21 protein-coding genes are annotated in these 24,061 nt (G+C 43.5%); 20 read left to right on the top strand and 1 reads right to left on the bottom strand.

The annotated features are described in order from the left end of the window. Nucleotides 1-129 precede the first annotated feature (129 nt). The 10 genes from ACWM35_RS19960 (at nt 130) to ACWM35_RS20005 (ending at nt 13,961) form a co-directional block, all read left to right on the top strand. Nucleotides 130-2,229: a (Fe-S)-binding protein gene (locus ACWM35_RS19960; RefSeq protein ID WP_454820636.1), complete on the top strand. Its 2,100-nt coding sequence runs from the start codon at nt 130-132 to the stop codon at nt 2,227-2,229. Between the two features lie 225 nt (nt 2,230-2,454). Next, nucleotides 2,455-3,642, top strand: a complete 1,188-nt coding sequence (locus tag ACWM35_RS19965) for an acetyl-CoA C-acetyltransferase (protein ID WP_454820637.1) — start codon at nt 2,455-2,457, stop codon at nt 3,640-3,642. A 25-nt stretch (nt 3,643-3,667) separates the two neighbouring features. Next, nucleotides 3,668-4,519 carry a 3-hydroxybutyryl-CoA dehydrogenase gene (locus tag ACWM35_RS19970; RefSeq protein ID WP_454820638.1) on the top strand — a complete coding sequence of 284 codons (852 nt, stop codon included), beginning with the start codon at nt 3,668-3,670 and terminating at the stop codon, nt 4,517-4,519. A gap of 26 nt (nt 4,520-4,545) precedes the next feature. Then, nucleotides 4,546-5,676, top strand: a complete 1,131-nt coding sequence (locus tag ACWM35_RS19975) for an acyl-CoA dehydrogenase (protein ID WP_454820639.1) — start codon at nt 4,546-4,548, stop codon at nt 5,674-5,676. 184 nt (nt 5,677-5,860) lie between these two features. Then, nucleotides 5,861-7,000: an acyl-CoA dehydrogenase gene (locus ACWM35_RS19980; protein ID WP_454820640.1), complete on the top strand. Its 1,140-nt coding sequence runs from the start codon at nt 5,861-5,863 to the stop codon at nt 6,998-7,000. Between the two features lie 139 nt (nt 7,001-7,139). After that, on the top strand, nt 7,140-7,793 hold the full coding sequence (locus ACWM35_RS19985; RefSeq protein WP_454820641.1) for a TetR/AcrR family transcriptional regulator: 654 nt from the start codon (nt 7,140-7,142) through the stop codon (nt 7,791-7,793). Nucleotides 7,794-7,810: 17 nt separating this feature from the next. After that, nucleotides 7,811-11,077, top strand: coding sequence for a fused isobutyryl-CoA mutase/GTPase IcmF (icmF, locus tag ACWM35_RS19990; protein ID WP_454820642.1), 3,267 nt, complete (start codon nt 7,811-7,813; stop codon nt 11,075-11,077). A 139-nt stretch (nt 11,078-11,216) separates the two neighbouring features. Further along, nucleotides 11,217-11,417 (top strand): hypothetical protein, encoded by a 201-nt coding sequence (locus ACWM35_RS19995; protein ID WP_454820643.1) that lies wholly within the window; start codon nt 11,217-11,219, stop codon nt 11,415-11,417. Nucleotides 11,418-11,567: 150 nt separating this feature from the next. After that, nucleotides 11,568-12,140, top strand: a complete 573-nt coding sequence (gene rpoE / locus ACWM35_RS20000) for a DNA-directed RNA polymerase subunit delta (RefSeq protein WP_454820644.1) — start codon at nt 11,568-11,570, stop codon at nt 12,138-12,140. 225 nt (nt 12,141-12,365) lie between these two features. Beyond that, nucleotides 12,366-13,961, top strand: a complete 1,596-nt coding sequence (locus ACWM35_RS20005) for a CTP synthase (RefSeq protein ID WP_454820645.1) — start codon at nt 12,366-12,368, stop codon at nt 13,959-13,961. A 95-nt stretch (nt 13,962-14,056) separates the two neighbouring features. Here ACWM35_RS20005 and ACWM35_RS20010 read toward each other — a convergent pair whose 3' ends face one another. After that, entirely contained in the window at nt 14,057-14,554 is a 498-nt protein-coding gene (locus ACWM35_RS20010) for a DUF2529 domain-containing protein (protein WP_454820646.1), read from the bottom strand. A 138-nt stretch (nt 14,555-14,692) separates the two neighbouring features. Between ACWM35_RS20010 and ACWM35_RS20015 the strand changes: the two genes are divergently transcribed. The 10 genes from ACWM35_RS20015 to licT all read left to right on the top strand — a co-directional run bounded on the left by ACWM35_RS20015 (nt 14,693) and on the right by licT (nt 23,864). Next, on the top strand, nt 14,693-15,064 hold the full coding sequence (locus tag ACWM35_RS20015; protein WP_454820648.1) for a response regulator: 372 nt from the start codon (nt 14,693-14,695) through the stop codon (nt 15,062-15,064). 226 nt (nt 15,065-15,290) lie between these two features. Further along, nucleotides 15,291-16,148 (top strand): class II fructose-bisphosphate aldolase, encoded by an 858-nt coding sequence (locus ACWM35_RS20020; protein ID WP_454820649.1) that lies wholly within the window; start codon nt 15,291-15,293, stop codon nt 16,146-16,148. 150 nt (nt 16,149-16,298) lie between these two features. After that, the gene (gene fsa, locus ACWM35_RS20025; RefSeq protein WP_454820650.1) at nt 16,299-16,946 is read left to right on the top strand and encodes a fructose-6-phosphate aldolase; all 648 of its coding nucleotides are present in this window, start codon (nt 16,299-16,301) and stop codon (nt 16,944-16,946) included. Nucleotides 16,947-17,109: 163 nt separating this feature from the next. Next, entirely contained in the window at nt 17,110-18,399 is a 1,290-nt protein-coding gene (locus tag ACWM35_RS20030) for a UDP-N-acetylglucosamine 1-carboxyvinyltransferase (protein ID WP_454820651.1), read from the top strand. An 82-nt stretch (nt 18,400-18,481) separates the two neighbouring features. After that, nucleotides 18,482-19,444, top strand: coding sequence for a class II fructose-bisphosphatase (gene glpX, locus ACWM35_RS20035; protein ID WP_454820652.1), 963 nt, complete (start codon nt 18,482-18,484; stop codon nt 19,442-19,444). A 256-nt stretch (nt 19,445-19,700) separates the two neighbouring features. Beyond that, complete coding sequence (gene rho, locus ACWM35_RS20040) at nt 19,701-20,966, top strand: transcription termination factor Rho (protein WP_454820653.1); 1,266 nt, start codon at nt 19,701-19,703, stop codon at nt 20,964-20,966. A 143-nt stretch (nt 20,967-21,109) separates the two neighbouring features. Next, nucleotides 21,110-21,325 carry a 50S ribosomal protein L31 gene (rpmE, locus tag ACWM35_RS20045; protein ID WP_071354896.1) on the top strand — a complete coding sequence of 72 codons (216 nt, stop codon included), beginning with the start codon at nt 21,110-21,112 and terminating at the stop codon, nt 21,323-21,325. A 247-nt stretch (nt 21,326-21,572) separates the two neighbouring features. Beyond that, nucleotides 21,573-22,184, top strand: a complete 612-nt coding sequence (locus ACWM35_RS20050) for a thymidine kinase (RefSeq protein ID WP_454820654.1) — start codon at nt 21,573-21,575, stop codon at nt 22,182-22,184. A gap of 130 nt (nt 22,185-22,314) precedes the next feature. Continuing rightward, entirely contained in the window at nt 22,315-22,767 is a 453-nt protein-coding gene (locus tag ACWM35_RS20055; protein ID WP_454820655.1) for a hypothetical protein, read from the top strand. A gap of 230 nt (nt 22,768-22,997) precedes the next feature. Then, the gene (licT, locus tag ACWM35_RS20060; protein WP_454820656.1) at nt 22,998-23,864 is read left to right on the top strand and encodes a BglG family transcription antiterminator LicT; all 867 of its coding nucleotides are present in this window, start codon (nt 22,998-23,000) and stop codon (nt 23,862-23,864) included. Nucleotides 23,865-24,061 lie beyond the last annotated feature (197 nt).

Below are 24,061 nucleotides of genomic sequence, written 5' to 3' on the forward strand. Positions count from 1 at the left end.
AATGAAGTTTTTATAAAAACATTTGACTGAACGCTCATTCATTATATAATAGTGTTAACAGTAGATTCTGAAAATTAGATTGTTTTAAAATTTTCTACCAGTAAACACAAAGGGGAAGGGGCGTTTGGGATGAATGGGCTTTTATGGGTAAACCTCATTGCATTCTTGGCTGTAACCGCTTACGCGATCAGTCTATTCGTTTATGTCATTAAGACCCGGATGGAATTCATTAAGCTTGGCAAAAAGGTCGAATTTGACAACAATGTCAAGGAACGAATGCAAAAAATTTGGGTCAATGTATTTGGACAGAAAAAGCTCTTAAAGGACAAAAAAAGTGGAATCATGCATGTCATGTTCTTTTATGGCTTTCTTTTAGTCCAATTTGGAGCGATTGATTTTATTTGGAAAGGGATTGCACCGGGGTCACATCTCCCGCTAGGTCCGCTTTATCCTGGTTTTACATTCTTCCAGGAAATTGTCACACTATTGATTCTTGTCGCAGTGCTATGGGCGTTCCATCGTCGTTATGTGGAAAAACTCGTCCGCTTAAAGCGTAATTTCAAATCAGGTCTTGTGCTAATTTTTATCGGCGGTTTAATGCTTTCAGTTCTTGTCGGAAATGGAATGAGCATGATCTGGCATGGGCATGAAGGTACTTGGACAGAGCCGGTGGCGTCATTAATTGCAGGTGCTTTTGCCGGTATTGGTGAAACCGCTGCCATTGCAATCTTCTATATCGCATGGTGGATGCACTTATTGTTCTTATTAACATTCTTAGTGTATGTTCCGCAATCCAAGCACGCTCACTTAATCGCTGGTCCAGCAAATGTGTATTTTAATCGGTTAGAAAAAGCAGGGAAACTGAAAAAAATTGATTTTGAAGATGAATCACAGGAATCGTTTGGGGTTGGAAAAATTGAAGACTTCACCCAGCATCAAATGATCGATTTTTATGCCTGTGTCGAATGTGGTCGCTGTACGAATATGTGTCCGGCAACAGGAACAGGGAAAATGCTATCACCAATGGATTTAATTGTGAAGATGCGTGATCATCTCACGAATTATGGGGCGGCTGTGACTCAGAAGCAGCCTTGGGTGCCCACATTTGCTTTTGCCAATACAAAAGGCAATCAAATTGCGTTAGCAGCAGGCGGTCAAGGAGCAGAAGAAGCAGCGGCAGCACTTGCTTACAATCCAAGCTTGATTGGCGAAGTCATTACCGAAGAAGAAATCTGGGCTTGTACAACTTGCCGTAACTGTGAAGACCAATGTCCAGTTATGAACGAACATGTTGATAAAATTATTGACCTTCGCCGTTATCTTGTTTTAACAGAAGGGAAATTAGATGCGGATGCTCAGCGTGCCATGACCAATATCGAACGCCAAGGAAATCCTTGGGGATTAAACCGAAAAGAGCGCGAAACTTGGCGTGAGGTTCGGGAGGATGTTGAAATCCCAACCGTGAAAGAAATGAATAAAAAAGGCGAAGAGTTTGAGTACCTATTCTGGGTTGGCTCCATGGGTTCTTACGACAATCGCAGCCAGAAGATCGCCCTATCGTTTGCCAAACTGATGAACGAAGCGGGTGTGAAGTTCGCTATCTTAGGAAACAAAGAAAAGAACTCAGGAGATACACCGCGCCGCCTTGGTAACGAATTCCTGTTCCAAGATCTTGCGGTGAAAAACGTAGAAGAGTTTGAAAAGGCAGAAGTGAAGAAAATCGTAACGATTGACCCGCATGCCTATAATATTTTCAAAAATGAATACCCTGATTTCGGCTTAACAGCGGAAGTTTACCACCATACGGAAATTCTTTATGAACTTGTCCGCGATGGCAAGCTTGTACCAAAACACGCGGTAAATGAAAAAATCACTTTCCATGATTCTTGTTACTTAGGCCGTTACAACGATGTCTATGACCCGCCAAGGGAAATCTTAAAGGCGATTCCTGGGGTACAGCTTGTGGAAATGGAAAGAAATCGAGAAACCGGAATGTGCTGTGGCGCAGGTGGCGGCTTGATGTGGATGGAAGAAGAAACCGGTCACCGCATCAACGTAGCGAGAACCGAGCAGGCGCTTGCCGTCAATCCATCGGTGATCAGCTCCGGCTGTCCATACTGCTTAACGATGCTTTCCGACGGAACAAAGGCAAAAGAAGTAGAGGAAAAGGTCTCAACTTACGATGTTGCCGAGCTTCTTGAAAAAGCCGTTTGCGGAGATGCCGCTTAATTAGAAAAGCGGAAACTTATTGAACAAAGGCGAAAAATCTAGGAAATAGCAGAAGTTAAGTTTTTACCTGAATTCATAAAATTTTAGGAATTTTGTGTAAAACAATTCAACTTCTGCTATTTTTTATGTAAAATAGAAGTAAAGAATAAAACGCTTACATTTTATTTTTTGTTTCTATATCGAGCGAGCGTTCAGTCAATAGAGGGGAAAGGGAGAGTGTTTTAAATGGCAAAGACGGTTATTTTAAGCGGGGTTAGAACACCTTTTGGAAAAATTGGCGGAGCTTTAAGCAGCCTAACGGCGTCACAGCTTGGGGGAATAGCGGTGAAAGAAGCGTTGGTTCGTGCGGAAGTGAAACCAGAGGACGTTCAAGAAGTCATCTTAGGAACGGTACTACAAGGCGGCCAAGGGCAAATCCCATCCCGTCAAGCAGCAAGAGAAGCAGGCCTGCCTTGGGATGTGAAAACAGAAACGATTAATAAGGTTTGTGCTTCTGGGATGAGAAGTGTAACGCTGGCAGACCAAATCATCCGCTCAGGCGATGAAGAAGTTATTGTTGCCGGTGGAATGGAATCGATGAGTAACGCACCATATATTTTGCCAAAAGCACGCTGGGGCTTAAAAATGGGCGATTCGACGGTTAAAGATTTAATGATTCACGACGGGTTAAGCTGCAGCTTCACCGGCGTTCATATGGGAACATACGGGAATTCGACAGCTAAGGAAATGGAAATTAGCCGCGAGGCCCAAGATCAGTGGGCATTACGAAGCCATGAACGTGCGATTAACGCGATTGAAAGCGGAAAATTTGCAGAAGAAATCGTGCCTGTCACCGTACCGCAGCGCAAAGGAGCTCCGGTTATCATAGAGCATGATGAAGCACCACGAAAAGACACCTCACTCGAAAGACTTGCCAAACTAGCACCAGTATTTAATCACGACGGAACGATCACAGCTGGGAATGCTCCAGGCGTCAATGACGGTGCGGCCGCCCTCGTATTAATGAGCGAAGAACGCGCTTTAGCGGAAGGCAGAACTCCTGAAGCGGTTATTTTAGGCCATGCCGAAGTTGCAGTTGAAGCAAAAGACTTCCCACAAACACCAGGACTGGTCATCAATGCCCTTTTGAAAAAAACAGGCCGTAGCCTCGAAGAAATCGACTTATTTGAAATCAATGAAGCATTTGCTGCAGTAGCATTAGCAAGCGAAAAGATTGCTGGACTAAGGTCCGAAAAAGTAAATGTGAATGGCGGTGCGGTCGCCCTTGGACACCCAATTGGTGCCAGTGGAGCCCGAATTATACTTACTTTAATGCATGAACTCAAACGCCGTGGCGGCGGAATCGGAATTGCTGCAATTTGCAGCGGCGGCGGCCAAGGTGATGCCGTGATGATTGAAGTGCCGAGGAATTAGTTTTTAAAAGGAGGAGGACGGAAGGATGACAGTAGAAAAAATTATGGTGATTGGCGCCGGGCAGATGGGTTCGGGAATTGCACAAGTATGTGCCCAGGCAGGCTATCAAGTTCTATTAAACGATTTAAAGCCTGAATTCGTAGAACGGGGATTAAGTGTCATCAATAAAAATTTATCACGGAATGTAGACAAAGGACGGATGACAGAAGCGGAAAAAGGGCAGGTGCTTGGTCAGCTTACGGCTTCAACCGACCTGAACGATGCCAGTGCGGTCGACTTCGTGATCGAAGCAGCCGTTGAAAATATGGAAATTAAAACAAAGATCTTTGCACAGCTTGATGCGATTGCACCGGAGCATGCGATTTTGGCATCGAATACAAGCTCATTGCCCATTACCGAAATTGCAGCGGCAACGAAACGTCCGGAAAAAGTCATCGGTATGCATTTTATGAACCCTGTGCCTGTGATGAAGCTCGTGGAAATTATCCGTGGCCTGGCAACAGCAGACGAAGTTTATCAAACGATTGAAGATATTACGAAGACGCTTGGAAAAGTTCCGGTAGAAGTAAACGATTTTCCTGGTTTCGTTTCGAACAGAATTTTAATGCCGATGATCAATGAGGCCATTTTCACCTTGTATGAAGGAGTTGCCACGAAGGAAGCGATTGACGAAGTCATGAAGCTCGGTATGAACCACCCAATGGGGCCGCTCGTGCTGGCTGATTTTATCGGTTTAGATACTTGCCTTTACATTATGGAAACCTTGCATGAAGGCTTAGGCGATGATAAATACCGACCATGTCCGCTGTTGCGTAAGTACGTGAAGGCAGGCTGGCTCGGCAAAAAATCAGGCAGAGGCTTCTACAGCTACGAATAATAATCCTCTAGAGGGGAGTTTTAGCGATGAATCTGAGATTTACGGAAGAGCAAGAAATGATGCGAAAAATGGTCCGCGATTTTGCCAACAGCGAAATCGCTCCCTTTGTTGAAAAAATGGAACAAGGAGAATTTCCTCGGGAAATACTTCGGAAAATGGGGGAGCTCGGCTTGATGGGGATTCCGGTTCCAGAAAAATACGGCGGTTCGGAAATGGACTTTGTCTCCTATATTATCGCCATCAATGAAATCTCCAAGGTCAGTGCAACGGTGGGCGTGATCCTTTCTGTGCATACCTCTGTCGGTACGAACCCGATTCTTTATTTTGGCAATGAAGAGCAGAAACAAAAGTATTTGCCGAAGCTTGCTTCAGGGGAGTATTTAGGAGCGTTCTGTTTAACCGAGCCAAGCTCAGGTTCTGATGCTGCCAGTCTTAAGACAAGAGCGGTAAGGAATGGTGACCATTTTGTATTAAACGGTTCCAAGGTGTTTATCACCAATGGCGGTGAGGCCGATGTTTATATCGTGTTTGCCTCAACTGAGCCGAAATTAGGGACGAAGGGGATCGCGGCGTTTATCGTTGAAAAGGGAACGCCTGGTCTAGTCATTGGCAAAGACGAGCGGAAAATGGGCTTACATGGCTCACGCACGGTGCAGTTAACGTTCGAGAACATGCGCGTGCCAGTTGAAAACCTTTTAGGCGTTGAAAGTGAAGGCTTTAAAATTGCGATGGCCAATCTTGATGTCGGTAGGATCGGAATCGCTGCTCAGGCACTTGGAATTGCCGAAGCCGCCTTAACGGCTGCGACCGACTATGCAAAAGAGCGCCGCCAGTTTGGAAAGCCGATTGCTGCCCAGCAAGGTGTAGCCTTTAAGCTAGCGGATATGGCAACAAATGTGGAGGCCGCGAAACTATTAATCTATCGCGCCGCGAATTTACGGGCCCAAGGTTTAAAATGCGGCCAGGAAGCATCGATGGCGAAACTATTCGCCTCAAAAACAGCAGTCGAGGTGACGACAGAAGCAATCCAAGTGTTCGGCGGCTACGGCTATACCGAAGATTATCCAGTAGAACGTTATTTCCGCGATGCGAAAGTAACCGAAATTTATGAGGGAACCAGTGAAATTCAGCGAATCGTGATTAGTAAGTACCTTTAGTTTTTGGGGGTTATCCAGGTTTTTGCAATTTTTGTAGTAAGTGTGTGGAACTTTGTAGTAATAGCCCTGGATTCTGTCGTAAGTTGCTTCAATTTTGTAGTAATCGACCAGAATTATGTAGTAAACCAGTAGATTTTGTAGTAAGTCACCTAAACTTTGTAGTGATCAAGAGGAGGACGTAACAATGAATTTCCAATTAACAGAAGAGCATGAAATGATCCGAAAAATGGTTCGGGATTTTGCTAAAAATGAAGTCGCACCAACGGCAGCAGAGCGCGACGAGGAGGAGCGGTTTGACCGCGAGATTTTTGACAAGATGGCAGAACTTGGACTCACAGGAATTCCATGGCCCGAAGAGTACGGCGGAATTGGCAGTGATTATCTTGCCTATTGTATCGCGGTAGAAGAGCTTTCCCGCGTCTGTGCTTCAACAGGTGTTACCCTTTCTGCACACACCTCACTAGCAGGCTGGCCGATCTATAAGTTCGGCAACGAAGAGCAAAAACAGAAATATCTTCGTCCAATGGCAGAGGGAAAGAAAATTGGCGGTTACGGCTTAACAGAGCCTGGCAGCGGCTCGGATGCAGGTGGCATGAGAACAACAGCGAGACGAGATGGCGACCATTACGTCCTTAACGGCTCTAAAATTTTCATCACCAATGGTGGGGTGGCCGATATTTATGTCGTGTTTGCTCTAACGGATCCATCTAGCAAGCAAAAAGGAACAACTGCTTTCATTATCGAAAGTGATTTCCCAGGCTTTTCTGTTGGGAAAAAGGAAAAGAAACTAGGAATTCGTTCTTCACCGACAACAGAGATTATTTTTGAAGAGTGCCGAGTGCCGGTTGAAAACCGCCTGGGCGAAGAAGGCGAAGGTTTCAAAATCGCGATGATGACGCTGGATGGCGGCCGTAACGGAATTGCAGCTCAAGCTGTTGGAATTGCACAAGGTGCTCTTGACGCTGCGGTTGACTACGCAAAGGAACGCGTTCAGTTCGGCAAGCCGATAGCGGCGCAACAAGGTATCAGCTTTAAGCTTGCGGATATGGCCACAAGTGTGGAAGCGGCAAGACTATTAACCTATCAAGCTGCTTGGCTAGAGTCTGAGGGACTTCCGTATGGGAAGGAATCGGCGATGTCGAAATTATTTGCCGGTGACACCGCGATGAAGGTGACAACGGAAGCGGTGCAAGTATTTGGCGGCTATGGCTATACAAAAGATTATCCAGTAGAGAGATTCATGCGTGATGCGAAAATTACCCAAATTTATGAAGGCACCCAAGAAATCCAGCGCCTCGTTATCTCTAGAATGATTACGAAATAAATAGAAAAGCGGAAGCGCCTTGCCCAGAGGCGACAGGCATAAGACGAGCCGGCGGAAAGGTTGTTCTTTAACCTTTTTGACGGATTGGCTTATGACCCGAGCCACTAGGCGCTGGAGCTAGACAAGGCGGAATATACGGATGAAGAAACGGGAAGTACAGGCTTCGGTCAAAGACGAACGCCTTGTGCAAAAACGGCGGGATCAAATGATAAAAGGGGCGGTAGCTCTTTTTAAACAAAAGGGGTTTCATCGGACGACAACCAGAGAGATTGCGAAGGCGGCTGGTTTTAGCATTGGGACGTTATACGAATATATCCGTACAAAAGAAGATGTCCTATATCTAGTTTGCGACAGCATTTATGACCATGTCAGTGAGCGGCTGCAACAAGACCTTAAAGAGAAACAAGGGACGTTAGAAAGCCTGAAGCTGGGGATTGCGAATTATTTCATGGTTATTGACGAACTCCAAGAGGAAATTCTCGTCATGTACCAGGAAGCCAAATCACTCACGAAGGATGCGCTCCCATATGTATTGAAAAAAGAAATTGAAATGGCCGGGATGTTTGAAAAGCTACTCACCCTATGTGTGGAAAATGGTGAGCTAACTTTAACCGCAAAGCAAATGAAGCTTATGTCCCATGACATTATTGTCAAGGGACATATGTGGAGCTTCAGGCGCTGGGAAATGCAGAAGTTATTTACTTTAGATGAATATATTGAACTGCAAACGGAACTATTACTTTCGGGAGTTAACGTTAAACGTTCAGCCCAGGAAAAAACGAATCAAAAGTAACGACTAGGGGGAGACGGATGAGTACGGTAGAAATTTATCGCCCGAAGCATCATATTCGCTTTGTGACGGCTTCAAGTTTGTTTGATGGTCATGATGCTTCAATTAATATTATGAGAAGGATTCTCCAGGCAAGTGGGGCTGAGGTCATACATCTTGGCCATAACCGTTCGGTTGAAGAGGTTGTAAATGCGGCAATTCAAGAGGATGCACAAGGGATTGCAATTTCCTCTTATCAAGGCGGACATGTTGAGTATTTTAAATACATGTATGATTTGCTGAAGGAAAAAGGTGCACCGAATATTCGTATTTATGGCGGTGGAGGCGGTGTGATCATCCCGCGTGAAATTAAGGAGCTTCATGATTACGGAATTGCCTGGATTTTCTCACCTGAAGATGGCAGAAAGATGGGACTTCAAGGCATGATTAATCGCATGCTCGAGGAATGTGATTTTCCAACTGTTAATGGCGATGCCACCGAGCATATTGAAAAGCTGCCAGCAGGCGAGGTAAATGCGATTTCCAAGCTGATTACATTAGCAGAGCTTCATGTCGATAAAAATCGCGAAGCGGCAGCCGCTGCGGAAAGCCTTCTTGAAAAAGTGAAGACGTTGACGAAGGAAATTCCGGTTGTCGGGATTACCGGGACGGGCGGTGCCGGAAAAAGCTCGCTGACAGACGAGTTGATCCGCCGGTTTATTAATGAACTGCCGGATAAAAAAGTAGCGATTCTCTCCGTTGATCCGACAAAGCAAAAAACAGGCGGTGCGCTGTTAGGCGACCGGATCCGCATGAATGCGATCTTCAATCAAAATGTCTATATGAGAAGTTTGGCGACGAGGTCTTCGAAAAATGAGCTTTCGCTGGCGATTAAAGATGCGGTCTCAGTCGTGAAGGCGGCGGGCTTTGATCTAGTCATCGTTGAGACAAGTGGAATCGGCCAAGGGGATGCCGAAATTGCAGAAATATGTGATGTCTCTCTTTACATCATGACCAGTGAATTTGGTGCGCCCTCCCAGCTTGAGAAAATCGATATGATCGACTATGCCGATTTAATTGTCATCAATAAGTTTGAACGCAAGGGCTCTGAGGATGCCAAGCGCCAAGTGCAAAAGCAATATCAACGCAGTCATATGTTGTTTGAAAAGGATCCTTCTGAAATGCCGGTATACGGTACGATTGCCAGCCAGTTTAATGACCCCGGTACTAACGCACTTTTTGCGGCTTTAATTGAAAAAATAAATGAAAAAGCTTCCACGGATTGGGATACTTCTTTTAGCAAAAATGCAATCGTTGAAAAACAAAACGTCATTATCCCAACAGACCGACGTTATTATTTACGGGAAATCTCAGAAACGGTGCGCGGTTATCATAAGAAAGCGGAAGAGCAGACCAATATTGCCCGGAAATTATTCCAGCTTGAGGGTGCGATTCTCGCTGTGAAAGAAGCGGATGGCAATGAGGAAGTTCTGACTTCCTTAGAGGCACTGAAGGCGGCGACGGAAACGGAATTAACATCAGAATCAAAACGAATTCTTGATGGCTGGGAGAAAACAAAGGCCGATTACGCAGCAGATCAATTTGTGACGAAGATTCGAGATAAAGAGATCATCACGATTTTAAAAACAAAGAGCCTCTCTGGCTTAGATATTCCAAAAGTGGCACTGCCGAAATACAAGGATTATGGGGAAATTCTCCGCTGGGTCTATCGTGAAAATGTCCCGGGTGAATTCCCATACACAGCTGGAGTGTTCCCGTTCAAGCGTGAAGGGGAGGACCCGAAACGGCAATTCGCCGGGGAAGGAACGCCAGAGCGGACCAATCGTCGCTTCCATTACCTGTCAAAGGATGACAGTGCAAAACGCTTAAGTACCGCGTTTGACTCCGTGACCTTGTATGGCGAAGACCCTGATTACCGACCAGATATTTTTGGCAAGGTAGGCGAGAGCGGCGTCAGCATTTGTACGCTAGAGGATATGAAAAAGCTGTATGCCGGTTTTGATCTATGTTTGCCATCGACATCCGTGTCGATGACGATCAATGGTCCGGCACCGATTATTTTGGCGATGTTTATGAACACGGCGATTGATCAACAGGTTCAGAAGAAGGAAGAGGAGCTTGGCCGGATGCTGACGGTTGAGGAATTTGCTGCTGTGAAGGCGTATACATTAAAAACAGTCCGTGGAACGGTGCAGGCTGATATTTTAAAAGAAGATCAAGGCCAGAATACTTGCATTTTTTCAACGGAGTTTGCGCTTAGGATGATGGGCGATATTCAGGAATATTTCATCGACAATCAAGTGCGTAATTATTATTCTGTTTCAATTTCTGGCTACCATATTGCCGAAGCAGGAGCGAATCCGATTTCGCAGCTGGCGTTTACGCTGTCAAATGGCTTCACTTATGTGGAATATTATTTGAGCCGCGGGATGAAAATTGATGATTTTGCGCCAAACCTGAGTTTCTTCTTCTCCAATGGCTTGGATCCGGAGTATACCGTGATTGGCCGGGTGGCGCGACGAATTTGGGCAACGGTTATGCGAGATAAATACGGTGCGAATGAACGAAGCCAGAAATTAAAATACCATGTGCAAACTTCAGGACGTTCGCTGCACGCGCAAGAAATTGATTTTAATGATATTCGGACTACGCTTCAGGCGTTAATGGCTCTGCATGATAACTGTAACTCCCTCCACACCAATGCGTATGATGAGGCGATTACGACTCCAACCGAGGAATCGGTGCGCAGGGCGATGGCGATTCAGATGATCATTACAAAAGAGCATGGATTAACGAAAAATGAAAATCCGCTTCAAGGTTCGTTCATTGTTGAAGAGTTGACTGACTTAGTTGAGGAAGCGGTGCTTCAGGAATTTGAACGCTTGAATGACCGCGGCGGTGTGCTTGGTTCAATGGAAACCCAGTACCAGCGCGGAAAAATTCAAGATGAATCGATGCATTATGAAATGAAAAAGCATACCGGCGAATTGCCGATTATCGGAGTCAATACTTACTTGAATCCGAATCCGCCTTCCGAGGAAGATGTTAACAACATGGAGCTGGCAAGAGCATCACAGGAAGAAAAGGAATGGCAAATTCGCAATTTGCGCGCCTTCCAAGAAGCACATGCGAACAAAGCAGCCGAAGCGTTAGCGCGTTTAAAAGCTGCTGCCGTTAACAACGAAAATATTTTTGCTCAGTTAATGGAAACGGTCAAAGTCGCAAGCCTTGGTCAAATCACAAAAGCGCTTTACGAGGTAGGCGGGCAGTATCGCAGGAATATGTAATCATAAATACAATGGCTTGAGCATATGCTTTAAGCCATTGTATTTTTGTGTAAAAATAAAGATATAACAATTAGGTGCATTTCTTATATAATACGATTACGTACATAACTACAAGAAACCCCAGGGCAGGTGAAGACAGATGAAATTTACTCATATTATGTTGGTTTTAATCATTTTTGCCTGGCCACTATTCTATCTTTATCAACGTCAATTAGGGGCGATAACATTCCTCCTGCTAGCGATTTTCTTTCTAGTAATCGCCATAAAAGAAATGAAAAAGCTAAAACAGCCGGATGATTCGTGTCCTGAGAAGGAAAAAATCAAGCGAAACCATAGATAGAACTAGCATAAACGGGAGAAATTTGTTTATAATGAAGAATATGTTAATTTGAGAAAAGCTTCAAGCCCCTAGGCGCTGAAGCTAGACATTAATAGACATGCCCGTTATCACTCTTTTTAGAGTGTTAAATAGAGAAAGGAAGTGCCGATAGTGAGTTTACAAGGTTACTCAAAAGAGCAATTACAAGAATTATCACTTATTGAGATGGCTTATGAGGTTCTAAAAAACAGAAAACAAGCAATCTCCTTCAAAGAATTACTAGATGAAATTGCAACAGCTGCCGAACTTTCAGAGGAAGAAATTAGATCGAGAATTGCTCAATTTTACACGGATATAAATATCGATGGCCGTTTTCTTTCATTAGGTGAAAATCGTTGGGGACTTCGTGTTTGGTATCCAGTGGATACGCAAGAAGAAGAAGTTGTCACGGTCACGAAGCCGAAGAAGAAAAAGGCGAAGAAGGTTGTCGATGAAGACGATCTTGAAGATTTCGATGATGCAGATGAAGAAGAATATGATGAGCTAGATGACTTTGTCGATGAAGACGATCTTGATGAAGATGAGGATGATCTTCTGGATGATCTTGATGATGTCGATGAATTCGACGATGAAGATGAAGATGTCATTGAAGACGATGAAGAGCTTGACTTCGAAGATGATGACGATGATTTAGATGAGGACCTTGATGAAGAAAGTGAAGTTGAGGATGACGAAGAGTTGTAATTCGCTTGACTTTTTAATCCCCCGCTTGTAGAATCTTTTTTGGGCTCCTTAAAAAAGGAACGGATTACATTTAGCTAAGAAGCGCTCCCTTACTTTACGTAAGTGGAGTGCTTTTTTATTTTTTTAGGAAGAAAATCCGCTCTCTCGAGACTTCTTAATTTTTTTATAAAAAGAAGCCTTAAACCATACAAATATTGCACACACTGAATAAGAGGAGGATTTTTTATGACAAAGTATATTTTTGTAACGGGCGGAGTAGTTTCATCATTAGGAAAAGGGATTACCGCTGCATCCCTTGGGCGCTTATTGAAAAACCGTGGTCTTAACGTCACGATTCAAAAGTTCGACCCATACATTAACGTCGACCCAGGAACCATGAGTCCATATCAGCACGGTGAAGTGTTTGTGACTGATGATGGTGCAGAAACGGATTTAGACTTAGGTCACTATGAGCGTTTTATTGATATTAACTTAAACAAATACAGCAACGTAACAACAGGAAAAATTTATTCAACGGTGTTGCGTAAAGAGCGCCGTGGTGATTATTTAGGTGGAACGGTGCAGGTTATTCCACATATCACCAATGAAATCAAAGACCGTGTTTTCCGTGCCGGTAATGAAACAAATGCCGATGTTGTTATTACGGAAATCGGTGGTACGGTAGGGGATATCGAGTCATTGCCATTCTTAGAAGCGATCCGTCAAATCAAGAGTGATATTGGCCGTGATAATGTTATGTACATTCACTGTACGTTAGTTCCTTATATTAAAGCTGCTGGTGAAATGAAAACTAAGCCGACACAGCATAGTGTAAAAGAGCTTCGCAGCTTAGGGATTCAGCCAAATATCATCGTCGTCCGTACGGAAATGCCAATTTCACAGGATATGAAGGATAAAATTGCTCTATTCTGTGATATTGACACGAATGCGGTGATTGAATGTCAGGATGCTGATACTCTTTACTCGATTCCACTTGCATTGCAAGAGCAAAACATGGACCAAATTGTTTGTGATCATTTGAAATTAAATGTACCATCAGCAGAAATGACAGAATGGAAGGCGTTGGTAGAAAAGGTTGTGAACCTTTCTAGCAAAACGCGCATTGGTCTTGTTGGTAAATATGTCGAGCTTCAAGATGCTTACATTTCCGTTGTCGAAGCAATGAAGCATGCTGGCTATGCTTTTGATGCCGATGTGGAAATTAAGTGGATTAATGCGGAAGAAGTCAATGCTGAGAATGTTGCGGAATTGCTTGGTGATGTCGATGGTATCCTTGTACCAGGTGGCTTCGGTGACCGTGGTATTGAAGGAAAAATCCAGGCGACTCGCTATGCTCGTGAAACACGTAAACCATTCTTGGGAATTTGCTTAGGAATGCAGTTAGCAACAATCGAATACGCTCGTCACGTCCTTGGTTATGGTGACGCCCATTCGGCGGAATTTGTCCCTGAGACAAAGCATCCAATTATCGATTTACTTCCAGAACAGAAGGATATCGAGGATTTAGGCGGAACATTGCGTCTCGGTCTTTATCCTTGCCGAATAATCGAAGGAACAAAGGCATTTGCTGCCTATGAAGATGAAGTGGTTTATGAGCGTCACCGCCATCGCTATGAATTCAACAACCACTACCGTCAAGAAATGGAAGAAGCTGGATTTGTCTTCTCTGGTACAAGCCCAGACGGCCGCTTAGTCGAAATCATCGAGCTCAAGGACCACCCATGGTTCGTTGCGTCCCAATTCCACCCGGAATTCGTCTCACGACCAACCCGTCCACAGCCACTCTTCCGTGACTTTATTAAAGCTACTTTGGAAAGATAATGGTGCCTGTCACCGCTCGTGGACACTGTCCACCTCAGGCGGACAGTCCAACTAGCAAAAGACCAATTCGCAAAATAGGCGGATTGGTCTTTTGATTATTCGTATTCGGATAGGATCTCATCAATTGTAAACTTTAAGCCATAATAGACATACAATCCGGCCATGGAAGAAGGATAACAATATCGATTTCCTAGATCATCTGGTAATAAACCTTTGGTCAGTTGTAAAGAAATATGAACATCTGCTAATTCCACAAGCTGTCCATCTCCTGCAGATACTGCGACAAATGGAATTCCTTTTTCTTGAAGAGCAACCGCCAATTGGATCGCTTCCTGATCACTTGATAGGCGCGTAAACAGCAGCACCCTGTCTGCACTGGTCAATTCGTCCAAATTCGTGAGCATTTTGGCAACCTTCAATGGTTCTTCACCCTCAAGTGCTTCATACTCGATGGCCTTCATTTCCTTGAACCCTGCAAGATAAAGCGTGTGTCCTTGGGCAAGCAAGCGTGCGCCGTCCTCAAAGGAAAATTCACCCTTATCCTCAATTCTTTTAAATAGTCCCATTAATTGAGTCGTAAACATTTTTAACAATAGAAACCCTCCTCATAATTATCTTATAATAACTTTCATAAATTACAGAAACAATAGGAAGGATTTTTCAATAGAATTGTCGAAGTTAATTAAGAATAAGCAATAGTATTTATCTAAAAAGGTGGAAGAGGTGGAGTTATGGAGGAAAAAATTTTAATTGTTGACGACCAATTTGGAATTCGGATTTTATTAAATGAGGTGTTCCAAAAAGAAGGTTATAAAACCTTCCAGGCAGCAAATGGAATACAAGCACTTGATATAGTCACGAAGCATGACCCAGATCTCGTCCTTTTGGATATGAAAATACCTGGCATGGATGGGATTGAGATTTTAAAAAGAATGAAAGTCATTGATCCAGAAATCCGGGTGATCATTATGACGGCATACGGCGAATTGGATATGATCCAAGAAGCGAAGGATCTTGGGGCGATTACTCATTTTGCTAAACCGTTTGATATTGATGATATTCGTGCTGCTGTTCGCAAACACATGCCACAAAAAGCAAATTAATGATAGTTATGGTAAAAATAGGATAATGGTTCCGTTTTCATTATGACAGTTTATAAAACTCTTTCAGATTAATAGCATTTCACCCTCCATTTTGGTATTATACATATGGAACTTTTACTGGTAATTATCTTTCTCGAGGAATACATAATCAGCAAAATGACGGGAAAACCTTAATAGGAGAGACCGGTTTTGAGGAGATAATGACCTACACTAAGGAGGAAATGAAATGCCTTTAGTATCTATGAAAGACATGCTTATCAAAGCAAAAGCAGAAGGCTATGCTGTTGGGCAATTTAACTTAAACAACTTAGAGTTTACACAAGCGATTCTTCAAGCTGCAGAAGAAGAAAAATCACCGGTTATTCTTGGTGTTTCTGAAGGGGCAGCACGTTATATGTCAGGCTTCAAAACCGTTGTTAAAATGGTTGAGGGTCTTATGGAAGATTTAAAAATTACTGTACCAGTTGCGATTCACTTGGACCACGGTTCAAGCTTTGAAAAATGTAAAGAAGCGATTGACGCAGGTTTCACATCTGTTATGATCGATGCTTCTCACCACCCATTTGAAGAAAACGTAGAAACTACTTCTAAAGTAGTAGAATACGCTCATTCAAAAGGTGTTTCTGTTGAAGCAGAATTAGGAACAGTTGGCGGACAAGAAGATGATGTTGTCGCTGAAGGCGTAATTTATGCTGACCCTAAAGAGTGTGAAGAGCTAGTTAAGCGCACTGGCATTGACTGCCTTGCTCCTGCATTAGGTTCTGTACACGGTCCTTACAAAGGTGAGCCGAAATTAGGATACCCTGAAATGGAAGCAATCGGAAAAGCTACTGGTCTTCCATTAGTTCTTCATGGTGGAACTGGAATTCCAACACATGATATTCAAAAGTCCATTTCTCTTGGAACTGCGAAAATTAATGTAAATACTGAAAACCAAATCTCATCTGCAAAAGCTGTTCGCGAAGCGTTAGCAGCAAAGCCAGAAGAATATGATCCACGTAAATACATGGGTCCTGCGCGTGAAGCAATCAAAGCAACTGTTATCGGCAAAATGCGCGAATTCGGTTCAGCTGGCAGAGCGTAATTCTCGACGAGGTCCTGCTCGAAAATACCAAAGAAGGTTTTGGTATATTGTAAATAAAGTGAAACCGCCCCTTTACAAGAGGGCGGTTTCCGTCTGTAAGAAATAGATTGAAAATTGGTGAAATTTGTCGAAAAATCGGAGGGAATAAAGATGAAATTTTTTATTGATACAGCTAATTTAGATGAAATCCGTGAAGCTCATGATTTAGGATTACTTGCAGGTGTTACAACAAACCCAACACTTGTAGCAAAAGAAAAAGGCGTATCTTTCCACGACCGGATTAAAGAAATCGCAGCGTTAGTTCCAGGCTCCGTTAGTGCGGAAGTAATCTCTTTAGACGCTGAAGGAATGATTCGTGAAGGGAAAGAGCTAGCAGCCATTGCTCCAAATGTAACCGTTAAACTCCCGATGACTCCAGATGGCTTAAAAGCTTGCCATGCATTTTCAAAGCTGGGAATTAAGACAAATGTTACCTTGATTTTTAACGCAAACCAAGCTCTTCTGGCAGCACGTGCAGGTGCAACCTATGTTTCACCATTCTTAGGAAGATTGGATGATATCGGCCAAAATGGTTTAGACCTAATCTCGACTATCTCAGAAATCTTTGCGGTACATGGCATTGAATCACAAATCATCGCTGCATCGATCCGTAACCCAATTCATGTAACAGAAGCGGCCTTACGCGGAGCCCATATTGCAACAATCCCATATAAAGTACTAATGGGCTTAACGCATCATCCATTAACAGATAAAGGCATCGAAGCCTTCTTAAAGGATTGGGAAGGCCGTAACGCTTAAGAATATTGCCATTTTTCCATTTTTGTGTAACTTTTTTTCATTTGGATACATGAAAATATTATTTTGGTGTAAACTAAATGATAGACAAGCTGTCGGAAAATGCCTGAACATATTGGAAATAATTACCTCGTAGCTTATGGAAGGGCTTAGAAGGGAGTCAAAAATGGAAAAACTCAAAATTGCAGGCGGATATCCATTAAAAGGAACCGTAAGAATAAGTGGAGCAAAAAATAGTGCCGTTGCGTTAATCCCAGCAACGATTTTAGCAGAGTCACCGGTAACCATTGAAGGGCTGCCGGATATTTCCGATGTAGAAATCTTAAAGGACCTCCTAGAAGAAATTGGCGGAAAGGTTTCTCTTTCTGATGATTTTGATATGACCGTAGATCCTTCGACGATGATTTCGATGCCATTGCCAAACGGTAAGGTTAAAAAGCTTCGTGCTTCTTACTATTTGATGGGGGCTATGCTCGGACGATTTAAAAAGGCGGTCATTGGGCTGCCTGGAGGATGCCATCTTGGCCCAAGACCGATCGATCAGCATATCAAGGGCTTTGAAGCGCTTGGCGCTCAAGTGACCAATGAACAGGGTGCGATTTATTTGCGTGCGGACGAGCTTCGCGGAGCAAGAATCTATCTTGATGTTGTCAGCGTTGGGGCCACGATTAATATTATGCTCGCGGCTGTTCGTGCCAAAGGCCGGACGATTATTGAAAATGCCGCAAAGGAACCAGAAATCATTGATGTCGCCACGCTTTTAACCAATATGGGAGCGAAAATTAAAGGCGCCGGTACTGACGTGATCCGGATCGATGGCGTGGAAACTCTCCACGGCTGCCGCCACACGATTATCCCTGACCGGATTGAAGCCGGAACCTATATGATTTTGGGAGCTGCCGTCGGTGAAGGTGTCATTATCGATAATGTCATTCCGCAGCATTTAGAATCGTTAATTGCTAAATTGCGTGAGATGGGCGTGCACATTGAGTCTGGAGATGACCAGGTGTTTGTTAAAGGTGCTGCCGAATTAAAGGCGGTCGATATAAAAACGCTCGTCTACCCTGGTTTCCCAACAGACCTGCAACAGCCATTTACATCACTGCTCACAAAAGCAACCGGATCGAGTGTCGTTACCGATACGATTTATGGTGCCCGATTTAAGCATATTGATGAATTAAGAAGGATGAACGCCAATATTAAGGTCGAAGGACGCTCTGCGATCATTAACGGTCCGATTCAGCTCCAAGGGGCGAAAGTAAAAGCAAGCGACTTGAGGGCAGGAGCGGCACTTGTAATTGCTGGGCTGCTAGCCGAAGGAGTTACGGAAGTGACGGGACTCGAGCATATCGACCGCGGTTATAGCCATCTTGTTGAAAAATTAAATGGCCTTGGTGCGACGGTTTGGCGGGAAGCGCTAACAAAAGAGGAAGTTGAACAGTTAAAGAATACGTAAATATGCTATACTAATCCGCTTAATCTGTTATACTATTACTGATGACACTGTCAAGAATAGAGATAATAGAGGGGGATTCACCATGGAGAGAAGTTTATCAATGGAGCTTGTTCGGGTAACAGAAGCAGCCGCACTTGCTTCTGCTAGATGGATGGGCCGCGGGAAAAAGGATGAAGCAGATGGGGCTGCTACTTCGGCGATGCGTGACGTATTCGATACGATTCCGATGAAGGGGACCGTTGTGATTGGTGAAGGCGAAATGGACGAGGCTCCGATGCTTTACATCGGTGAAAAGCTAGGAAATGGCTACGGACCGCGCGTCGATGTAGCTGTTGACCCGCTTGAAGGTACGAATATTTTAGCCTCTGGCGGATGGAATGCTCTTGCTGTCCTTGCTGTTGCCGATCATGGTAATCTTCTTCATGCACCGGATATGTATATGGAGAAAATCGCTGTTGGTCCTGAAGCGGTTGGGCTGATCGATATTAATGCTTCCGTTCTCGATAATCTTAAAGCGGTTGCTAAAGCGAAAAATAAAGATATCGAGGATGTGGTCGCGACGGTGTTAAACCGCCCGCGTCATGCGCATATTATTTCGCAGCTGCGAGAAGCAGGGGCGAGAATTAAATTGATTAATGACGGTGATGTTGCCGGGGCGATTAATACTGCTTTCGATAACACAGGTGTCGATATTTTATTCGGCTCTGGAGGTGCTCCTGAGGGCGTGATTTCAGCGGTTGCCCTAAAATGCTTAGGCGGTGAAATCATCGGGAAATTAGTGCCACAAAATGATGCGGAAGTTGAGCGCTGTAAGAACATGGGCCTCGATTTGAATAAGGTATTGCGAATGGAAGACCTTGTGAAGGGCGATGACGCGATTTTTGCCGCAACAGGTGTCACGGACGGAGAATTGCTTCGCGGCGTTCAGTTTAAAGGCTCTTACGGCTCAACACATTCAATTGTTATGCGTGCTAAATCAGGAACGGTTCGTTTCGTCGAAGGACGCCATAGCCTGAAAAAGAAACCTCATCTAGTGATTAAATAATCTAAATGTGAGACTAGATTTAAGTCTAGTCTCTTTCTCCCTATTTTCCATACTCCATGATAGAAAATTCCAGTTGATTATTTTTTTACACAAAGGGTACAATAGAATTGTTTTACTATGCAATTTTTCTGCTATTCTATTCATTTCTTTCAATATTCCTCTATTTTTTGAAGTTTTTTTGAAAAAAAAACCCTCTATTATTTTGGAAATGACTCCTTTTTTTAAATAGAGAAAATTTTTTAAAGCAGGTGTACAAATGGAATTAACAATTTCAAGTTTAGAAAACATGAAGCTGAAGGAGCTTTATGAGCTTGCCCGCGAATTTAAAGTGACCTACTACAGTAAATTATCAAAAAAGGAACTTATTTTTGCAATCTTAAAATCACGTGCCGAGCAGCAGGGATATTTCTTCATGGAAGGCGTATTGGAAATCATCCAATCTGAAGGCTTTGGCTTCCTACGACCGATTAACTATTCACCAAGCTCCGAAGATATTTACATTTCCGCTTCACAAATTCGCCGTTTTGACCTTCGAAATGGGGACAAGGTCTCTGGAAAGGTTCGTCCACCAAAAGAAAATGAACGATATTATGGACTGTTACACGTAGAAGCAGTTAACGGAGAAGACCCAGAATCAGCGAAAGAACGCGTTCACTTCCCAGCACTAACTCCTCTCTATCCAAATAGACAGATGAAACTTGAAACTACTCCAAAACATCTTTCAACAAGAATTATGGATTTGGTTGCTCCCGTAGGATTCGGACAAAGGGGCTTAATTGTCGCGCCGCCAAAGGCTGGTAAAACGATGCTGTTAAAAGAAATCGCTAACAGTATTACGACAAACCATCCAGAAGTTGAACTGATCGTACTATTAATAGACGAGCGTCCAGAAGAGGTTACCGATATCGAACGTTCTGTTGCCGGTGATGTCGTCAGCTCGACATTTGATGAAGTGCCAGAAAACCATATTAAGGTAGCAGAATTGGTACTAGATCGGGCAATGCGTCTGGTTGAACACAAACGCGATGTCGTGATTTTGATGGACAGTATTACACGTTTAGCACGTGCCTACAACTTGGTGATTCCGCCTAGCGGCCGTACATTATCTGGTGGTATCGACCCAGCTGCGTTCCACCGTCCGAAACGTTTCTTCGGGGCTGCCCGAAACATTGAAGAGGGCGGAAGCTTAACGATTTTAGCAACAGCCTTGGTCGACACTGGTTCTCGTATGGATGATGTTATTTACGAGGAATTTAAAGGGACAGGCAATATGGAGCTGCATCTTGATCGTCAGCTTGCTGAGCGCCGAATCTTCCCGGCTCTTGATATCCGCCGCTCTGGTACTCGTAAAGAAGAATTGCTTATTCCGAAGGATCATCTTGATAAATTATGGGCAATCCGAAAATCAATGTCAGACTCACCAGATTTTGCTGAGCGTTTCTTGAAAAAGCTGCGCCAAACAAAGTCAAACGAAGAGTTTTTCGCGCAAATTGGGGAAGAACTAAAATCAAGACGCTCGTAAAAATCCACATAATCCCAACTTGCCAAAACAGGTACTCCTTGTTATAATGGGTGCAGTGTGTTTTTACTAATTTGTGCTTGTTTATAAGACAGGCATTTTATAACTCTGTTTCGAAAGATTCAGGGCGGAAGGAGATGAAAAGAATGAAAACAGGAATTCATCCAAATTATAAAACAGTAAAGGTGACTTGCGCATGTGGTAACACATTCGAAACTGGATCTGTTAAAAATGAAATTCGTGTTGAAACATGTTCAGAATGTCATCCATTCTATACTGGTCGTCAAAAATTCGCTGAAGCTGGCGGACGTGTTGACCGTTTCAACAAAAAATACGGCATTAAGTCACAACAACAACAATAATGTGAAACTTCCAACAGTAGGGGAATCTTTCCATCCCCTGCTCTTGGTTAGTTAAACATATCGGGCTTTTACGGGCATTTGCCTCCCCGTTAGGAGGCTTACTGCCCGTTAATGCGGGATAATTGCTGCTCAAGAACAGGCAAGCTGAAACTTACTTGCCTGTTTTTTATTTGAATAAAAACAATGATTTACATATAAAATATGGATTACGTTAAAGGTTTCGTGCTTAGGAAGGAGACGCCGATTTATGTATTTAATGAAACAACAAGGATGGGTTGAAGTGATTTGCGGCAGTATGTTTTCAGGAAAATCTGAGGAACTCATTCGTCGCGTCAGACGTGCTCAATTTGCCAAACAGAAAATTGCTGTATTCAAACCGAAAATTGATAACCGCTATAGCGACCAATCTGTCGTTTCTCATAACGGCTCTTCATTTCAGGCCAAGCCCATTTCACACTCCGTTGAAATTCTCCACCATGTGGAAGCAGATATCGATATCATCGCGATTGATGAGGTTCAATTCTTTGATGAAGGCATCGTTCGTGTGGTCCAGCAGCTAGCGGACAGCGGCCATCGCGTCGTCTGCGCCGGTCTTGATATGGACTTTCGTGGCGAACCATTCGGACAAATGCCAGCATTAATGGCCATCGCCGAAACCGTCACCAAACTCCAAGCCGTCTGCACCGTCTGCGGCTCACCATCTAGCAGAACCCAGCGCCTCATCGACGGCTCACCGGCATCCTACCATGACCCAGTCATTTTGGTCGGAGCCTCAGAAGCCTACGAACCGCGCTGCCGCCATCACCATGAAGTACCAAAAACAGCGGCTCGGGTGCCTGTCACCGTTTATACAGAATAGCACCATTTATACAATGATTTTTGCATGAAAGCCGGAGAGGTTTGTCCTCTTTGGCTTTTTTGTTTTGGCAGGATTTGTCTTGGTGGCTTGGTTGGTGCGCGGGCATGATAGTAGTAGGAGGTGGAAGCTTTTGAGGAAGGGAATGTTGTTTTCGTTGTTTACGGTGCTGGTGTTATCGGCCTGCCAGGGGGGCGGGAATGACGATACCGCCTACGATTTACGCAATGACCGGACGAATCCGAATTACATGTCTAATCGGACAAGTCCTAACAATTATGACGAGGTTCGGGATATTACCGATAAAAACCCAAATTTCCTTAACCTGAAGGGCACAACCCAGGGTGATCACTCACCAAGGAACAATTTAGGGAACGATATTGATGTCGCAAGAGATATTATTAATCGTTCAGAGGACTTCCGAGCAGATTCGATCTGGATCAGCAACGCAGGGGACCGGATGACTGTAACGGTAAATCAAAAAGGGACGCTGACCAATAAAGAAAGAAACTACGAAGTGGGGCGCCTCCAGGAGAAATTAACCCAGGCACTACCACGCTATACCTTTGATATTCGCGAACGATAACATGCTCTGAGTTCAGGGCATGTTTTTTTACAAAAAAACAGTTGACAAGCCCCATTAAACATGCAAAAATAAATAAAACGTTTACAATTGAAAACAGGATTGTTACTGTTCGGCAGGCAAAACCTAAGTTTGTGTTTTGAGTATCTCCTTGATATTCACTTATACAAATTTGGGTTTTTTTATTATATGTTTGTTAAATTTTCAAAATCTTGAGTCAAGGGCGAGGATAAATGGAGATTAAGAAGATATTAAACAATAATGTCGTCGTAACGAATAATAAATTGAAGCAGGAAATCGTTGTAATGGGCAGGGGACTGGCTTTTCAAAAGAAGGTTGGAGAAACCATTGATACTTCCAAAATAGAGAAAACCTTTGTCTTGGAGAACCGAGGAATCTCTGAAAAGCTGGCAAAATTACTGAAGGATACTTCGGAACTTTACTTAAATATTTCATCTAAAATCCTGGATTTTGCACAGACCTTGCTTCCATACAAATTGGATGAATATTTATATGTTGCCTTAACCGACCATTTAAGTTTTGCGATCAGCAGGCATAAACAGGGAATTCATCTGAAAAATCAACTCCTATGGGAAATTCGGAAATATTATAAGCAAGAGTTTCAAATTGCCTTAAAAGCCCTTGATATCATTGAAAAGGAGACAGGCATCCGGCTGGGAGAGGATGAGGCTGCTTCGATTGCCCTGCATTTAGTCAACAGCCAGCTATCGGGGGAAAATATGGCTGCCGCCGTACAAATAACGGAAATGGTAAATAATATCCTAAACATCGTGAAGTATCATTTCAAAGTGGAGCTTGATGAAGAATCGCTCAATTATGAACGTTTTTTAACGCATCTTCGTTTCTTTGCTATCCGTTTTATTCGAAAAGAAAAAAGGGAAGATAGTACCGATGAATTTTTTTATGAACAGATCAAACATAAGTATACAGAGGCCAATAGGTGTACGCAAAAGATAGCCACATATTTAGACACCAACTTTAACTGGCATTTATCCAACGATGAAGAAATTTATTTAACCGTGCATATTCATCGGGTGACAAACCGTCATATCATTCATTATTCCGGGCAGAAGGACTAAAGGTGTAGACGGTAAAAATGAAACCGTTGACATAGAATAAAAGTCGTAGTGTTTTTGAGTCACAAATTTAATAACCTTCGAAGGAATGTTACCAATTTTGGGCATAACCTGAATCGATTTGCCACACCACCTTTTTATGTGTGTGTGAATCGATTCAGGTTTTTTATTTGAAAAAAATCTAAAAACGAAAGAAGGGT

The sequence above is a fragment of the Neobacillus sp. K501 genome (genome assembly GCF_053749995.1).

Excerpts from the sequence above, each read along its gene's own strand:
- ACWM35_RS19960 (WP_454820636.1), top strand. The coding sequence starts at position 130 with ATGAATGGGCTTTTATGGGTAAACCTCATTGCATTCTTGGCTGTAACC.
- ACWM35_RS19965 (WP_454820637.1), top strand. The coding sequence starts at position 2,455 with ATGGCAAAGACGGTTATTTTAAGCGGGGTTAGAACACCTTTTGGAAAA.
- ACWM35_RS19970 (WP_454820638.1), top strand. The coding sequence starts at position 3,668 with ATGACAGTAGAAAAAATTATGGTGATTGGCGCCGGGCAGATGGGTTCG.
- ACWM35_RS19975 (WP_454820639.1), top strand. The coding sequence starts at position 4,546 with ATGAATCTGAGATTTACGGAAGAGCAAGAAATGATGCGAAAAATGGTC.
- ACWM35_RS19980 (WP_454820640.1), top strand. The coding sequence starts at position 5,861 with ATGAATTTCCAATTAACAGAAGAGCATGAAATGATCCGAAAAATGGTT.
- ACWM35_RS19985 (WP_454820641.1), top strand. The coding sequence starts at position 7,140 with ATGAAGAAACGGGAAGTACAGGCTTCGGTCAAAGACGAACGCCTTGTG.
- icmF (WP_454820642.1), top strand. The coding sequence starts at position 7,811 with ATGAGTACGGTAGAAATTTATCGCCCGAAGCATCATATTCGCTTTGTG.
- ACWM35_RS19995 (WP_454820643.1), top strand. The coding sequence starts at position 11,217 with ATGAAATTTACTCATATTATGTTGGTTTTAATCATTTTTGCCTGGCCA.
- ACWM35_RS20005 (WP_454820645.1), top strand. The coding sequence starts at position 12,366 with ATGACAAAGTATATTTTTGTAACGGGCGGAGTAGTTTCATCATTAGGA.
- ACWM35_RS20015 (WP_454820648.1), top strand. The coding sequence starts at position 14,693 with ATGGAGGAAAAAATTTTAATTGTTGACGACCAATTTGGAATTCGGATT.
- ACWM35_RS20020 (WP_454820649.1), top strand. The coding sequence starts at position 15,291 with ATGCCTTTAGTATCTATGAAAGACATGCTTATCAAAGCAAAAGCAGAA.
- fsa (WP_454820650.1), top strand. The coding sequence starts at position 16,299 with ATGAAATTTTTTATTGATACAGCTAATTTAGATGAAATCCGTGAAGCT.
- ACWM35_RS20030 (WP_454820651.1), top strand. The coding sequence starts at position 17,110 with ATGGAAAAACTCAAAATTGCAGGCGGATATCCATTAAAAGGAACCGTA.
- glpX (WP_454820652.1), top strand. The coding sequence starts at position 18,482 with ATGGAGAGAAGTTTATCAATGGAGCTTGTTCGGGTAACAGAAGCAGCC.
- rho (WP_454820653.1), top strand. The coding sequence starts at position 19,701 with ATGGAATTAACAATTTCAAGTTTAGAAAACATGAAGCTGAAGGAGCTT.
- rpmE (WP_071354896.1), top strand. The coding sequence starts at position 21,110 with ATGAAAACAGGAATTCATCCAAATTATAAAACAGTAAAGGTGACTTGC.
- ACWM35_RS20050 (WP_454820654.1), top strand. The coding sequence starts at position 21,573 with ATGTATTTAATGAAACAACAAGGATGGGTTGAAGTGATTTGCGGCAGT.
- licT (WP_454820656.1), top strand. The coding sequence starts at position 22,998 with ATGGAGATTAAGAAGATATTAAACAATAATGTCGTCGTAACGAATAAT.